Raw genomic sequence first — 13,107 nt, 5'->3', positions numbered from 1 at the left:
CTACTTGGTAAAACCAAGTAAGCAACGAAGCCCTGGGAGGCCACCGCATGGAGTTCCGGCAGTCGAGCAAGCTGAGCGAGGTCTGTTACGAGATCCGCGGGCCGGTGATCGAACACGCCAACGCCCTGGAGGAAGCGGGCCACAGCGTGCTGCGCCTGAACACCGGCAACCCGGCCCTGTTCGGGTTCGAGGCGCCGGAGGAGATCGTCCAGGACATGATCCGGATGCTGCCGCAGGCCCACGGCTACACCGACTCGCGCGGCATCCTCTCCGCCCGGCGCGCGGTTGCCGGGCGGTGCCGTGCGATGGGCGTCCCGGACGTCGGGCCCGACGACGTCTTCCTGGGCAACGGCGTCTCCGAACTGGTCACCATGGCCGTCCAGGCGCTGCTGGAGGACGGCGACGAGATTCTCATACCGGCGCCGGACTTCCCCCTGTGGACGGCGGTGACCACACTGGCCGGCGGGCGTGCCGTGCACTACCTGTGCGACGAGTCCGCCGACTGGTACCCGGACCTCGACGACCTGGCCGCGAAGATCACCGACCGCACCAAGGCCCTGGTGATCATCAATCCCAACAACCCGACGGGCGCGGTGTACCCGCGCGAGGTCGTCGAGGCGATGCTCGACCTGGCCCGCCGCCACGGGCTGATGGTCTTCGCCGACGAGATCTACGACCAGATCGTCTACGACGATGCCGTGCACCACCCCGCGGCCTCCCTCGCACCCGACCTGGTCGTGCTGAGCTTCGGCGGCCTGTCCAAGACGTACCGGGTGGCGGGGTTCCGCTCGGGCTGGCTGGTGGTCACCGGCCCGCGGCAGCACGCGCGGAACTACCTTGAGGGGCTGACCATGCTGGCCTCCATGCGCCTGTGCCCCAACGCGCCCGCGCAGTACGCCATCCAGGCCGCGCTCAGCAGCCCCGGCTCCATCGGTGAACTGACCGCCCCGGGCGGCCGGCTGCACGAACAGCGCGACCGCGCCTGGCAGAAGCTCAACGAGATCCCCGGCGTCTCGTGCGTCAAGCCGCGGGGCGCGTTGTACGCGTTCCCCCGCATCGCCCCCGCCGTACACAAGATCCACGACGACGAGCGGTTCGTCCTGGACCTGCTGCTGCGCGAGAAGATCCAGGTCGTCCAGGGCACCGGCTTCAACTGGCCGTCCCCGGACCACTTCCGCATCCTCACCCTGCCGCACGCCGACGAGCTGGAGTCGGCGATCGGCCGGATCGGCCGCTTCCTGGCCGGCTACCGGCAGTCCTGACGGCAGGGCCCGTGTCATGACCCCGGCTCTCAGACGGGCCCTGTCAGCTCCCCGGCGATGAGGTCCCGCATGACCTCGCTGGGGCCGGCGGCGATGGTTGCGGCCCGTGCGTCGCGGTAGGTGCGTGCGGCTTCCGAGTCTTCCTCGTAGCCGGCGGAGCCGTGCAGCTGGAGGCTGGTGTCGGCCAGACGGCAGGCCAGTTCGGTGGTGTGCAGCTTGGCCATCGCGCAGGCGGCGACCGCGAGTTCACCTTGCTGGAGGCGCCACGCGGTGTGGTGGACCAGGTTACGGGCCGCCTCCAGCTCCGTGGACAGGTCGGCGAGCCGGTGCCGCAGCGCTTGCAGACCGGCGAGCGGGCCGTCGAAGAGCCGTCGTGCGCGCGTGAAGCGAAGAGTCTGTTCGAGGCAGCGGTCCATGCCTCCCAGTGCGAGGGAGGCGGCTGCGAGCCGTTCGACCTGGAGTCCGCGCATCAGGTAGTAAAAGCCGCTGTCCTGCCGCCCGACGAGGTTGCCCGCGGGGACGCGGACCCGGTCGTACGTCACTCTCGCCGTGTCGGCCGCGCGCCAGCCGAGGGTGGGCTGAGGCTCTGCGGTGACACCGGGAGCGCCCGCGTCGACGACGAGGAGCGAGAGCCCGGTACGGCCGCGGTGCCCGTCGTGGGCAGCGGGGGTGGTGCGCACGGCGGCGACGTGGAAGTCGGCGGTGGTGCCGTTGCTGACCATGCTCTTCGTCCCGTTCACCACGTAGGCGTCCCCGTCCCGTACGGCGGTGGTGGCCATGCGCGCCAGGTCGGAGCCCGCGCCGGGTTCGGTGAGGGCCAGCGCCGCGACGCGCTCACCCCGTACGGAGGGCGCCAGGTAGGCGGCGCGCAGCGCCGGGCTGCCGACGGCCGCCAGGTAGTGCGTGGCCATGTAGGCGTGCACCGCGACGGCCGCGCGGAGCCCGCCGTATCCGGTGCGGCCCAGTTCCTCCAGGAAGACGACCGAGGTGAACAGGTCGCGGTCGGTGCCGCCGTCCTCGCGTGGGTACAGGAGCCCCAGGAGGTCGTGTCCTGCGAGGTTCTTCCAGAGCCGGCGCGGCAGGCGGCACTCCCGCTCCCAGGTGTCGGCGGCGCCCTCGGTCTCGGCTGCCAGCACGGCGCGCACGCGCAGGCGGAAGGCCTCGTGCTCGGCGGTGAAGTACGGGGAAGTGCGGGTGTTCATCGGCCGTCCTCGGTCTCACCAGAGGCACGTGGGTAAGGGCTCGGCGCCATGGCGGGGGTCGCGGTCAGCTCCGCGCACAGCAGCGCCGGGAAGGCCCCGCCGTCTTCGTGGAGGGCGAAGTGTCCTCCTGCCATGTGGCGTGCGCGCAGGCCCTGCGGTGCGTACCGCTGCCAGCCGGCGACCGCTTCGGGCGGTGCCATGGGGTCGTCGGCAGCGGCGAAAGTCGTGAGGGGCACGGCGAGCGGGAGCGGCCGGCGCCACGGCCATGTCCGGGCCAGCTCCAGGTCGGCCCGCAGCATCGGTTCCAGCATTTTGAGCAGTACGCGGTTGCGCAGCACCTCGGGCGGTGTTCCCGCCAGGTCGGCGAGTTCGCCGGCGACGCCGTCGGTGGACGGGCCGCGGTCGCCGGTGTGCGGCGGTGGTACGTCAGGAGCGCGGCAGCCCGCGAGGAGCAGGCGCTCGGGCGAGTGCGGAACGGGCCGGCCGCCGGAGCGAACGCCCGGCTGCGATGCCGTTGCCAGTTCGTAGGCGAGCATGCCGCCCAGGCTGTGCCCGAACAGGGCGTACGGCGGCCGCACCTCCTGGGCCAGGGCGCCGCTCACCGCGTCCACCAGGGCCGTCCCCGAGGTGAAGGGACGCTCCCGTACGCGGTTTTCCCGGCCCGGCAGTTGGACCGCGACGAGTTCGACGTCCGGCGGCAGGCGTTCCGCCCAGCCCCTGAACAGCGAGGCTCCGGCGCCCGCGTGCGGTACGCAGACGAGCCGCAGGGCGGCTCGCGGCCGTGGCAGGGGCCGCTGGAAGAGCAGGTTCGGCGAAGGCGTCACGGGGCCCCTGACCGGCCGTTGGACGCCGTGGCGCCCGCCGCCCGGAGTCCGGCGTCGAGGGCCGCGGCGAGTTCCGCGAAGGATTCGGCGGTGAAGAGCAGGTCGGGTTCCAGCACGTCCGCTCCCAGCCGGTCTTCCAGTAGTGCCAGCAGGCGGACCGCGGTGAGGGAATTGCCTCCGAGGGCGTAGAAGTTGGCGTCCGGGCGGGCGGTGCCGGCACCGAAGACCTCCGCCCAGGCCTCGGCCAGCACGGCGGCTCCCGGGCCGCCCGCGGGCCGGGGCACGCCGGCGTCCCTCGTGCCGGTGGCGCGCTGGGCAGCCGGAAGCTCCGGTACGACGACGAAGCGGCCGGGAGCGGTGAGGCCGGGAGCGCTCTGGGCGAGGAGGCCCCGGAGCTCCCGTTCCAGGACCCGCAGGGTGGGGCCGCCGGGTCCGCGGCGTGACGCGGGCGGCGGATGTCCGGCACGGGCGCGCGGCGCACGGGCGTAGACGTTGTGGCAGGGGGTCAGCACGAGCCGGGGGTCCTGGTCGTGGAAGACCTCGAATCCCCGCGCTTCCAGCAGGCGGACGACCTCAAGGAGCCGCCCGTCGATGTCGTGCACTTCCATGGCGATGCGGTCGATACGGTCCCACAACGTGTCGTCGATGCCGGCCAGGACGTCGGCCTCGGCCTTCTCCACGTCGATCTTCAGGAGGTCGATCCGGTCCACCCGCTGCTCGGCTGCCAGCCGGGTGAGCGTGCTGACGGCGCAGCGGCGGTTCTGCGCGGTCATCCGGTCGACGGCGAGCCTGGCCAGCTGCGGTTCGTGGCCGCCGTCGCCGGTGACGAGATAGCGCCGCAGAACGTCGATGTCCTCGTCGGGCCGCGCGTACCGCCCGGACATGACGCTGTTGCCGGGGTAGTAGGTGAAGTCGGTCTCCCCCACCGCGCTGCCGAGGGCGCGGTTGACGACGGTGACGTCGAGTCCGTACAGGTCGGCGTTGCGGGCGGTGGCCGCGGCGAGTTCGGCGACGGGTTCCACGGCGATGATCCGGGCCCCGGGGCTCACCAGGCCGACGCGCAGCGTGAACATGCCGATGTTGGCTCCCACGTCCATCACAGTCGCCCGTTCCGGCACGGTGATGCCGTGCCGGAGGTAGGCGTTGTCGAGGAAGATCTCCCGGTACAGGAAGTCGGTCTCCGTGCGGTTGACTCCGGCGACGCGCAGGTCGTCCGCCGGTTCGTGCCAGTCGGTACGGTCTCCGTCACCGCCGGTCGCGGCCCGCACGGACCGGTGCAGGAGTGCGGCGGTGTCCGGGTCGGGCACGAGGAAGGCGGTCGGTTCGGGGGCGTCGAGGACGACTGCGTCCAGGACGGCGGGGTGGGTCCGCAATGCCTCCGCCAGCGCGGGGCGGGCATCGGGGCCCGGGGCGGCGGTCGCGCCGGTGTCGGCCGGGCCGGTCATGCGCCCTCCCTTGCGTGTCGCGCGGGCACCGCCGGTGCCCGGGTGAAGTCCGTCAGAACGCGTACGAGCGCGGGCGCCGCGTCGAACGCGGTCAGGTGGTTGCCGTGCGGCATCATCCGCAGCGTGGCGCAGGGCAGGTGCTCCGCGACGTGTACGGACCCTTCAGGATGCGCGGTCGTGTCCTGGTGGCTGGAGACGACGAGCGTGGGCTGCCGTACCTGTTCGAGGAGCGGCCGGCAGTCCGTGGTCATGATCTCGCCGTTGAGCTGTCCGTAGCGGTGCATCAGCGCCGCCGAGGCGTAGGGGTGGAGGAGGTGGTGGGCGATGTCGGCGCGCAGGGCGTCCAGCGCCTGCGGTCTGCGCATCATGCGGTGCAGGCCCAGGGCATTGCGGGGGCTGCGGCTCGCCATCGCCAGCAGGTTCTGCACATCGCGTTGGTGGGGCGTCTTCGCGGCGTCGCCGCCCAGTTCGTAGTCGCCGTGCCACAGGCTGAGGGAGGCCACGCGCGGCGAGGCGGCCGCGGCCGCCAGGGCGATGGCCGCGCCGCCGCACAGGCCCATGACGTGGGCTTCTTCGATGCCGAAGCCGTCGAGTACGGCCACCACGTCGGCCGCCTGCGCCGCGAGGTCGTGCCGGTTCATGACAGGCAGCCCCGGGGCGTCCGTGCTCGCGAACATGCCGCGGCTCTCCCAGGTCACCACGTGCCGTACGCCGGCCAGCGCCCGCAGCCAGGGGGCGGCCAGGCCGATGGGCATGCCGACGGCCGGCACCACCACGACGGCCGGCAGGTCCGGCGCCCCGGCTTGGTAGCCCCGCAGGGGTGCGCCGTCGTGGGAGCGCAGCGCGACCGGGCGGCCCGGCGGAGCCGCACGCGCCACGTCCACCGCGCGGCCCGCCGCCTCGGGACCGCCGTCGAGGACCGCCTCTGGCGGCATTGCCCCCAAGGCGCGGGAGAGGTGCTTGCTGATGGCCAGCTCGACGGACCAGAGTTCGTCGTCGGAGGCGGCCAGGGCGAGCCGGGGGACGCGCAGCTCGGCGGTGAGCGCGTCGACGGTCGCCTGGAACGCGCTGCGGGCGCCGGGGGCGAGGCCCGGGGGCGGCGCCACGCGAAGGGGTTCGGTGACCGCCCCCAGCAGCGGTTCCAGTTCGGTCAGGGCTGCTGCGAGCCTGTGCACCGGGGTGGCGCCGGTGATCTCGCCCGGCCGCGCCGGTGCCGTGCCGGGCGTGCTGTCCGTCATCTCTGGTCCGGTTTCCTTCCCCTCTACGCGGGCCCTCGGCGGCCCGGCACGTCCTCAGGCTTCCGGGCGGAAGGGGCGGCCGCGCGTGGTGTGCGTCGCGATGCGGTTGTGGTCGTAGGTGTTCTCGCCGTGGACCAGGACCGCGCCGTAGCGTTCCAGGCTCACCCGGCCGCCGTACTCCTCGATGACGTCCGTGCCGGGGTAGATCTGCACGGAGGTGGGAACGTAGCGGGCGGCGAAGCCCATCCGCATGTCGCGGCTGCGCCCGCTGTGCGGGTGGGAGGCGTGCATCATCGTGGACCAGAAGACGATGAACTGGCCGGCCCGCATCTCCATGCTCACGGCCTTGGACTCGTCGGGCGTCCAGTTCTCGTCGATCTGGAGCTCGCGGTAGTCGTAGCCGAAGAACCCCCGGCGGACGCCGTCCTTCTCGACGGAGTTGACCCTGTCCGGGGTGTAGTGCATGCGCTTGGTCTCGTCGTAGAACATGGTGCGGTGGGTCCCGGGGATGAACTGCAGGCACCCCATGTCCGCGCTGGCCTCGGTGAAGGCGCACCAGACGGTGATCGTGCCGCCGAAGTCGGAGCCGCCCGGCCACTGGATCTGCGGGCTGCCGGAGGCGTTGGCGAAGGTGTCGGCCTGGTGCCAGTCGGTTCCCTCGTCGCCCGGGTACTTCGGGAAGAACTCGGTCCGCCAGCACAGCACGTCGGGGCCGAGGATGCGGCTCACCCGGTTGACGATCTCCGGCCTGGTGATGTGGCCGGCCAGGAAGTCCGAGTCCAGGTGGCGGTCGTAGTTGGCGATGTTGGTGGTGCCGGACACCGCGGCCTCGTCCTGGTAGACGGCGGCGCTGCGGTCGAGCAGCCGCAGCCGCTCGCGCCGCCAGATGTCCTTGATCTCGTCCGGTTCGTAGAGCGTGAAAGGACCGGCGTAGCCGCGTGCGTGGAAGTCCGCCAGTTGTTGCGCGTCGAGCGCGAAGTCCTCGGCCTGCGACGTCATTCGTGCTCCTCGGTCCGTGGGCGGGTGGCGTCCGGCGCCGCGGCGGCGTCCACGTGGGAGGCGAGGCTGCCCACGGTCGCTCCCTCGATCAGGACCGTGATGTCGAGGTCCGTCCCGAAGGCCGCGTTGACCTGCTCGAACATGCGCAGCAGGGTCAGCGAGGTGCCGCCGAGGTCGAAGAAGTCGGCGTCGGGGGCGACGTCCTCGACGTCGAGGACAGTGCGCCAGATCGCGGTGATGCGCTCCTGGGTGGTGGCGTGCGGGGCTGCCGGGCCGTGCGCGGGGAGGTCCGCCCGGCCGGCGGGCCGGTGGCCGTTGCCGGCGAGGGCCAGCAGTGCCGCGCGGTCGGTCTTGCCGTGGGGGGTGAGGGGAAGCGCGTCCAGCCGCTCGTAGGCGGACGGGCGCAGGTGGGCGGGGAGGGTGCCGGCGAGGTCGCGCAGTTCGCCGACGAGTTTCTCGTACGCGCCGTTGGCGGCCGTCCCGGCCGGGACGACGTAGGCGATCAGCCGGACGTCGTCCTCCCCGTAGTCCCGGGGCAGGACGGCGGCGGACGCCACCGCGGGGTGCCCGGTCAGCAGGGCCTCGACCTCGCCCGGCTCCACCCTGAAGCCCCGGATCTTGATCTGGTCGTCGGTGCGCCCCAGGTAGCCGTACTGGCCGTCGCCGAGGCGGACCACCCGGTCCCCGGTGCGCAGGACGCGGTGTGCGGCACCGTCCGAGGAGAATCGTTCCCGCGTCAGCTCGGTCCTGCCGAGGTACCCGCTCGCCACGCCCGGGCCCTCGATGTACAGCTCCCCCGGCTGCCCGTCGGGCACCGGTTCGCCGTCCGGACCCCGCACGTGGAACGTGAGGTCCGGCAGCGGGACCCCGATGGGGCTCGGGCCCTCCGCGTCGAGATCCGCGCGCAGCACGCGCCGGTAGGAGGCGTGCACGGTGGCCTCGGTGATGCCGTACATGTTGACCAGCCGGGGCCGGTCGTCGCCGTGCCGGGCGATCCAGTCGCGCAGCGCGGTGGGATCGAGGCGTTCGCCGCCGAGCACGACGGTACGCAGGTGGGCCGGCGACCGCGGGGCACGCGCGTCGGCCGCGGCCAGGCGCCGGAAGGAGGACGGCGTCTGGTTGAGGACCGTGACGCGCTCCGCGCACAGCAGTTCGTGGAAGGACGCGGGGGAACGGGCCACATCGCGCGGTACGACGACCAGCCGCCCGCCGTGCAGCAGCGCGCCCCAGATCTCCCACACGGAGAAGTCGAACGCGGCCGAGTGGAAGACCGTCCACACGTCGTCGGGGCCGAACCCGAACCAGTCGCGGGTCCCCGAGAAGAGGCGCACGACCTGCCGGTGGCCGATCGGGACGCCCTTGGGCTCACCGGTGGAGCCCGAGGTGTAGATGACGTAGGCCGGGTCGGTACCTCGTGGGGGTGGCAGCTCGGCACGGGGCGGCCCGTCCGCCGGCAGCAGGTCCAGCCGGACGGTCCGCACCTCGGAGCCGGCGACCGCCAAGGCGAGGTCCGACGAGGTCACCACGGCGGCCGCGCCGCTGTCGCGCAGGGTCCACCGCAGGCGCTCGGCCGGGTGATCGGCGTCCATGGGCACATAGGCCGCACCGCATTTGAGGACGGCGAGCAGCCCCGCCACCATTCCGGATTCGCGGGCGACGCACAGTCCGACGTGATTTCCCGGTGTGACCCCGGCCGCGATGAGTTCTCCGGCGATCACATCGGATCTCGCGTCGATTTCCTGATAGGTGAATTCGCCGTCTTCGGCGGTCACCGCCACCCGGCTCGGGTACTTGCGGGCCACCGCCCTGAAAAGCTCGGTCAGGGAAATGTCCGGGCCGCCGGAAGAAAACCCGTCGACCGCCACTTCACGCTGGTCACGACTTGCTCCGCTGATGGTGCTCACACGGCCCCTCGGAGAATTCGGGATGCGTATCGGGATCACACAGAGAATAGCGAGGACATGGGTCGGCACGACCGTCGAATTAGGCTCGCATTTTCACTCGTTGAACGTCAACCCCTCGCCGAACAGCGCGCGGAGTTGGCCGGTATCGGCGGGAGGCCGGAACTCCTCCGGCACAGGAGTCCCAAAAACCCCGGGCGATTCCGGCCGGGCACCGGTGATCCCGGCCGGACCGGCCCGCGGCCGGAGCCCGCCGCCGCGCCGCCGCGATCAGCCCGCGCGGCGCAGGGCGCTGCGCACCAGCCCCTCGGCGTGCAGGCGTTCCTCCAGTGCCAGGACGGCTTCCGCGGCCTCCTGCGGCTCCCGGCTCGCGACGGCCACCAGGCCCCAGCGGGACGGTACCGAGGTGATCGCCCGGGAGTATTCTCCGGCCCCCGCGGCGGCGACGGCGGCTTTCAGCCTCGGCAGGTCCGTGCCCCCGGTGGGCCGGATCACCTTCGTGGCCGCGTGGACACCCGCGCCACGGGCCTCACGGGCCTCGCAGAGGAAGGCCCGTACGTACTCAGCCCCGTTGGACGACAGGTTCAGGTCCTGCATGCCGACCACGGGCCGCTCCCCGAACCGCCCGCCGATCCGGGCGATGGCGAAGTCCACTCCCCCCTTGACGAAGCCCAGGCTGCGGCCGCCGCCCTCGAAGGCCTCCAGCAGGCTCCGCATGCCCTCCCGTACGAACCGGAACTGCTCCACCGTCACGCCGAGGTTCCGGCAGCTGCTCTCGTCGATGTAGACGCTGCCTTCCCAGACGCTGCCGCGCGTGATCTGGATCGTCGCTCCGTCGGCCAGCCGTCCGGCGACGATGTGGGTGGACGGCGCGAGGATGAATTCGTAGCCCCGGACGGCGTGCCGCAGGTAGTCGGTGTGCGCCTCCAGGACGTAGTCCTCCTCGGTCTCCATCGCCTGGCGCGCCAGGGCCCCGAGCGCCTCCTCGTCGTCCAGCACGACGCCGGTCCTGATCCTGCTGCCGGTCAGTCCCGTGGCCGGTTTGAAGCAGCCCAGCGGCAGACCGTAGCGTTCGCGCAACAGGCGCGCGGCCCCCGCGACACGCGCCGCCACCTCCGCGGCGGACGCTCCGGACCGGCTGATCGAGTAGCCGGGGACCCGCGGCAGGGCGATGCCGAACGCGTGGTGGAAGGGGGTCAGGCGGAACTCCTCCGCGAGCAGCTCGTGGGGATCGGTCCGGGGGCCGGTGCCGGACATCCCCTCGGCCTCGCCGACCGTGGGGTACAGCGTCGTCTTGTGGTTCCACCGGCGGCCGATCTCGGGGCCGTTGGCGTCCACCCGCAGGCGGTCCAGCCCCGCCGTACGCCGCAGCCAGACCAGCAGTACCTGCGCCTCCAGGTCGAGCGCGAAGAGGCGCACCACGCTGTGGGGTGCCTCCCTCAGCCGGCTCACCACACGGCGCAGGCCGGCGGAAGGCCCGGCCGTCTCGTACGCCGTGGCCTGCGTCAGCAGGGCGTGGGTGAGGTAGTAGAACTCCGGTCCCGGCACCTCGACCGCGTCCACGTCGGCCTGGGCGACCGCCTGGCGCCACGGTTCGGTGCGGCCTACGACGAGGTCGCCGGGCCCCGCCAGGTACACCGCACGTGCCTCGTTGTACGCCGCGAAGTCGTCCGGCGACGTGCCTTGGGCGAGGTGCGCCACGTCGGCCTCGAAGCACGACTTCAGGCTGGTGGCGGCACCGATGACGACCGCGGGGACTTCGCAGCGCAGGGCGCCGTACGGTTCGAGTTCCTCGCGGGCCGCCGCCGGTACCTCGGACAGGCCGAGGCCGAGCAGCCGGTGGGAGATGTCCTGCAACTCCTCCCGCGACAGCACGGCCGGGCCCGTGCAAAAGCCCTCCCACGGCACCGTACGGCCGTCCGGGGTGACGACCTTCGCGGAAGGACTGACGGGCGGCGGAGCGGAGGGGCTGGTGTGTGCCTGCAACATGGTCTCCTGACGGAAGTGGGCGAGCGTGACCGGCCGGCTGCCACACGGGGCACGACCGGAGGCGCGAGCAAGCCGTGACAACAAGTCCGTACCCACATGTGTCAACGTGTTCCGGCCCTTCGGGTGTCGCCGCTGTCATCCCGGGCGGCCGGGCTGCCGGCCGGTGCCCCCGCCGCGTACGGGGGCATCCTGTGCACCATCGACGTGGACACCGGCCCCGCTGACAGCTACCGGTCACTGGTCGCGCCGGCACCGACCAGCCTCGACTTCCTCCTTACGGGGAATGGCTGCCCCGCGTCACCGTGCGCGGCGCGCCCGTCACCCGATATCGATCGTGAATGTGGACGTGGTGTTGCGGATGTTCTCCGCGTTGTCCCGCAGGGTCAGACCGCGGAACGTCGCCCGCCCCACGGCCGGCCCCTGCCCCGGCACGGGCTGCTCGTTGGCCCAGATCCCGAAGCCGGACCTCGCGTCGTACTCGTCGCCGCTCTTCCGCGCCCCGGAGACGGTCACGCCCGTCAGCTCCGTGTCCTCGACCGGGTGCTGCGGCTGCTGGCCGGCATAGTTCGTCTGGAACATGATGCCGTGGTACGTCGGGTCGGTGATCTCGGCGCCCTTCACCCGGATTCCCCGGAAGGGCTTGGACGCCGAGAAGAACCAGATGCCGGGGAAGGTCTGGCCGTTCCAGAAGTGGCCGCCCGCGCGCTCGACGCGGAGGTTTTCGAGCGTGGTCTGCCCGGGGCCGAAGCCGTTCGCCGGATATCCGAAGTCCAGCGAGGAGAGGGTCACTCCCGAGTAGACCAGGGTGTCCGCGACGCGGATGTTGCGGAAGGTGTTGAGCTGGCCGCCGTAGACGGCCAGGCCCGCGGCCCGCCAGGTGAGCTTGGAGGTGAGGTTCTCGTAGACGTTGTTGCGCTGCTCGCCCCCGCCCGAGTCGAGCGCGGAGAACAGCGCGAAGGAGTCGTCGCCGGTGGCCCTGGCCTCGTTGTTGGTCACCAGGTTGTCGGTGGAGCCGTTGGTCATGTTCAGGCCGTCGGCGAAGGTGTTGCGGATGCGGTTGTTCCTGATGGTCATCCGGTCGGTGTTGGCGCCCCAGTAGAGGCAGACCATGTGCTCGGCCCAGATGTTGTCGATGGTGATGCCGGAGATGTTCTGGAAGTCGAAGACCTTGCCGGGGCCGTCGATCCGCGAGGTGTAGTTGCCGAAGTACGCGAAGCCGGAGAACGTCGAGCCGTCGGCGCCGTCGGCGGCGCGGAAACCCACGTCGGTGTTCTGCTGGCCTGCCGGGGCGTGGAAGCGGGTGAACCAGGGACCGGCGCCGATCACCTTCACCGGCTTGAGGTAGACCTGGAACTTGCTCGTCGTCTGGTAGTCACCCGGCGGCAGGTAGACGCCCTGGATCTTGCCGGTGGTGTCCATCCGTGCCTTGTCCAGCGCGTTCTGCACGTCCTGGTGACCGAACCCGGCCGGTTGCACGAACGTCTGCGGGTCGGGGTTCGGCGCCGCCGTGGCCTTTTCGAAGTCCACGAAGTCGATCGCGTACGACGAGGAGTTGCCGGCGTCCTTCTGGAGCCGGATCCTGCTGCCCGCCGGCACGGTGCGGCCGAGGTCGAGGTGCGCCTCGTCGTAGATGTGCCGGGCCGGCCCCGCGCCCGGATCGTTGACCGGGGACGCCTCGGGGCCGTACAGCCAGGCGTACTTGGACGTCAGGTCGAGCGGCTTGGCCTGCACGCCGTCCACGTAGACGTCCAGCGTCGCGTTCGTTCCGCCGCCGCCCGGCGCGTCCGGTATGGAGAACCGGGTGACCAGGGTGTTGGTCGCCACGGGGGTGGTGAACTCCACGTACTGGCCGGTCTGCTTCAGCGTCACGGCCCTGCGCCCCGACGCCTCGCCCGCCAGGTCGCCGACCTTCCGGTTGGGCCCGACCACCTGGGCGCCCCCGCCGAGGGCGCCGGACTCGGCTTCGACGGTGGTGTACGGCATGGTGGCACCGGTCGCGGCCTTGGCCTGGGCACCCTGCGGCCGGGGTTTTCCGCGCGGTGGAGTGAACGCGGCCCGCGAGGAGCCTCCGCCCGCCGCGACGGTGCGCGTGGCCGTGCGGCTGTCCGGGGACTGGTTGCCTGCCGCGTCCCGGGCCCGCACGGTGTAGACGGTCTTCTGCCGTGTGCCGCCGGGCGCCGTGGTGTCCGTCCAGTGTGTCGTCGTCGCGGGCAGACCAGCGCGCAACCGCCCGTCGGCGTAGACGTC

Annotated in this window: 8 protein-coding genes and 1 pseudogene; 1 reads left to right on the top strand and 8 read right to left on the bottom strand. The window is 72.0% G+C overall.

The genetic code is table 11. The annotated features are described in order from the left end of the window. The first annotated feature begins 47 nt into the window (after positions 1-47). Positions 48-1,262 (top strand): pyridoxal phosphate-dependent aminotransferase, encoded by a 1,215-nt coding sequence (locus ACH4K4_RS24905; protein WP_398170166.1) that lies wholly within the window; start codon positions 48-50, stop codon positions 1,260-1,262. A 29-nt stretch (positions 1,263-1,291) separates the two neighbouring features. On the opposite strand, the gene ACH4K4_RS24900 is transcribed toward ACH4K4_RS24905, so the two are convergent. The 8 genes and pseudogenes from ACH4K4_RS24900 to ACH4K4_RS24865 form a co-directional block, all read right to left on the bottom strand. Continuing rightward, positions 1,292-2,464 carry an acyl-CoA dehydrogenase family protein gene (locus ACH4K4_RS24900; RefSeq protein WP_398170165.1) on the bottom strand — a complete coding sequence of 391 codons (1,173 nt, stop codon included), beginning with the start codon at positions 2,462-2,464 and terminating at the stop codon, positions 1,292-1,294. Further along, complete coding sequence (locus ACH4K4_RS24895) at positions 2,461-3,288, bottom strand: thioesterase II family protein (protein ID WP_398170164.1); 828 nt, start codon at positions 3,286-3,288, stop codon at positions 2,461-2,463. Before ACH4K4_RS24895 ends, ACH4K4_RS24900 begins: the two co-directional genes overlap by 4 nt. Next, complete coding sequence (locus tag ACH4K4_RS24890) at positions 3,285-4,733, bottom strand: FkbM family methyltransferase (RefSeq protein WP_398170163.1); 1,449 nt, start codon at positions 4,731-4,733, stop codon at positions 3,285-3,287. Before ACH4K4_RS24890 ends, ACH4K4_RS24895 begins: the two co-directional genes overlap by 4 nt. Then, entirely contained in the window at positions 4,730-5,971 is a 1,242-nt protein-coding gene (locus tag ACH4K4_RS24885; protein ID WP_398170162.1) for an alpha/beta fold hydrolase, read from the bottom strand. The genes ACH4K4_RS24890 and ACH4K4_RS24885 overlap by 4 nt, the downstream gene beginning before the upstream one ends. Before the next feature lie 54 nt (positions 5,972-6,025). Then, positions 6,026-6,970, bottom strand: coding sequence for a chlorinating enzyme (locus ACH4K4_RS24880; protein ID WP_398170160.1), 945 nt, complete (start codon positions 6,968-6,970; stop codon positions 6,026-6,028). Beyond that, positions 6,967-8,874: an amino acid adenylation domain-containing protein gene (locus tag ACH4K4_RS24875; protein ID WP_398170159.1), complete on the bottom strand. Its 1,908-nt coding sequence runs from the start codon at positions 8,872-8,874 to the stop codon at positions 6,967-6,969. The genes ACH4K4_RS24880 and ACH4K4_RS24875 overlap by 4 nt, the downstream gene beginning before the upstream one ends. A 267-nt stretch (positions 8,875-9,141) precedes the next feature. Then, positions 9,142-10,860 (bottom strand): hypothetical protein, encoded by a 1,719-nt coding sequence (locus tag ACH4K4_RS24870; RefSeq protein ID WP_398170158.1) that lies wholly within the window; start codon positions 10,858-10,860, stop codon positions 9,142-9,144. Between the two features lie 318 nt (positions 10,861-11,178). Next, positions 11,179-12,852 (bottom strand): annotated as a pseudogene (locus ACH4K4_RS24865) (glycosyl hydrolase); the annotation flags it as partial. Between the last annotated feature and the right edge of the window lie 255 nt (positions 12,853-13,107).

The organism is Streptomyces sp. NPDC017529, assembly GCF_044329785.1.
GTDB lineage: Bacteria > Actinomycetota > Actinomycetes > Streptomycetales > Streptomycetaceae > Streptomyces.
This window is presented reverse-complemented; position numbering and strand designations above follow the sequence as displayed.

Excerpts from the sequence above, each read along its gene's own strand:
- ACH4K4_RS24905 (WP_398170166.1), top strand. The coding sequence starts at position 48 with ATGGAGTTCCGGCAGTCGAGCAAGCTGAGCGAGGTCTGTTACGAGATC.
- ACH4K4_RS24900 (WP_398170165.1), bottom strand. The coding sequence starts at position 2,464 with ATGAACACCCGCACTTCCCCGTACTTCACCGCCGAGCACGAGGCCTTC.
- ACH4K4_RS24890 (WP_398170163.1), bottom strand. The coding sequence starts at position 4,733 with ATGACCGGCCCGGCCGACACCGGCGCGACCGCCGCCCCGGGCCCCGAT.
- ACH4K4_RS24885 (WP_398170162.1), bottom strand. The coding sequence starts at position 5,971 with ATGACGGACAGCACGCCCGGCACGGCACCGGCGCGGCCGGGCGAGATC.
- ACH4K4_RS24880 (WP_398170160.1), bottom strand. The coding sequence starts at position 6,970 with ATGACGTCGCAGGCCGAGGACTTCGCGCTCGACGCGCAACAACTGGCG.
- ACH4K4_RS24870 (WP_398170158.1), bottom strand. The coding sequence starts at position 10,860 with ATGTTGCAGGCACACACCAGCCCCTCCGCTCCGCCGCCCGTCAGTCCT.